This is a genomic window from Azohydromonas lata (assembly GCF_034427735.1).
Classification (GTDB): Bacteria; Pseudomonadota; Gammaproteobacteria; order Burkholderiales; family Burkholderiaceae_C; genus Azohydromonas; species Azohydromonas lata.
Genome location: NZ_JAXOJX010000171.1, coordinates 1 through 1246, shown reverse-complemented (window position 1 = coordinate 1246; position 1246 = coordinate 1). Strand labels below are relative to the sequence as shown.

Sequence of the window (1246 nt, the reverse complement as noted above, 5' to 3'; positions counted from 1 at the left end):
AGCAGGCCCACGAGCACCCACACCAGCCCGGAGGCGCCCGCGGTGCCCAGGTCCTCGGCGAGCTTGAGGATGAGCGCCGCGGTGGTCACCACCGCGATGCCCATGCCCGTCATGCCGAAGACGTTGCCGCGGATGGAAGTGGTGGGATGGGACAGGCCCTTCAAGGCCTGGATGAAGCAGACGCTGGCCACCAAGTACAGCAGCGTGACGACGTTCATGCTCATCGCGCACCCTCCCCGCTGAGCTGCTTGGCGCCTTCGGCCGCGGCCGGCGCCTTCTTTTCCTTCTTCTTGAACATCTCCAGCATGCGCCGGGTGACGAGGAAGCCGCCGAAGACGTTGACCGCGGCCAGCGCCACGGCCAGCACGCCCATGCTCTTGCCCAGGCCCGTTTCCGTCAGCGCCGCCGCGAGCATGGCGCCCACGATGACGATGGCCGAGATGGCATTGGTCACGGCCATGAGCGGCGTGTGCAGCGCGGGCGTGACGGTCCAGACCACGTGGTAGCCGACGTAGATGGCCAGCACGAAGATGATCAGGTTGATGATGGTGTGTGAGACTTCCACGGCTTACCCCTTTCTGGTGATCTGTCCGTCGCGCGCCATGAGGCAGGCGACCACGATGTCGTCGTCCATGGGCACGTTCACGGCGGCGGCGTCCTTGGGCAGCACCAGCTTCAGGAAGTCCAGCACGTTGCGCGCGTAAAGCGAGGAGGCGTCCGCCGCCACCAGCGCAGGCAGGTTGGTCTCGCCGACGATGGTCACGCCGTTTTGCACCACGGTCTGCCCCGGCACGGTCAGCGCGCAGTTGCCGCCGTTGGCCGCGGCGAGGTCCACGATCACCGAGCCGGGCTTCATGGACTGCACCATTTCCGCCGACACCAGCTTGGGCGCCGGGCGGCCGGGAATCAGCGCGGTGGAGATCACCACGTCGGCGGCCGCCACGCGCTTGGCCACTTCAGCGCGCTGGCGCGCCAGCCAGCTCTCGGGCATGGGCCGCGCGTAGCCGCCCACGCCTTCGGCCGCTGCCTTCTCCTCAGCCGTCTCGTAGGGCACGTCGATGAACTTGGCGCCCAGCGACTCGACCTGCTCCTTCACCGAAGGGCGCACGTCGGACGCCTCGATGACGGCGCCCAGCCGCTTGGCCGTGGCGATGGCTTGCAACCCCGCCACGCCCACGCCCAGGATCACCACGCGCGCGGCCTTCACCGTGCCCGCGGCCGTCATCAGCATGGGGAAGAATTTCTG

2 protein-coding genes and 1 pseudogene are annotated in these 1246 nt (G+C 68.2%); all 3 read right to left on the bottom strand.

The features are described from left to right. Positions 1-224, bottom strand: a 224-nt coding sequence (locus SM757_RS34820) for an NAD(P)(+) transhydrogenase (Re/Si-specific) subunit beta (RefSeq protein WP_322468837.1), incomplete at its 3' end; no start/stop codon positions are given. Next, positions 221-565, bottom strand: coding sequence for an NAD(P) transhydrogenase subunit alpha (locus tag SM757_RS34815; RefSeq protein WP_066343641.1), 345 nt, complete (start codon positions 563-565; stop codon positions 221-223). The genes SM757_RS34815 and SM757_RS34820, both read right to left, overlap by 4 nt. A gap of 3 nt (positions 566-568) precedes the next feature. Continuing rightward, positions 569-1246, bottom strand: a pseudogene (locus SM757_RS34810) (NAD(P)(+) transhydrogenase (Re/Si-specific) subunit alpha); the annotation flags it as partial.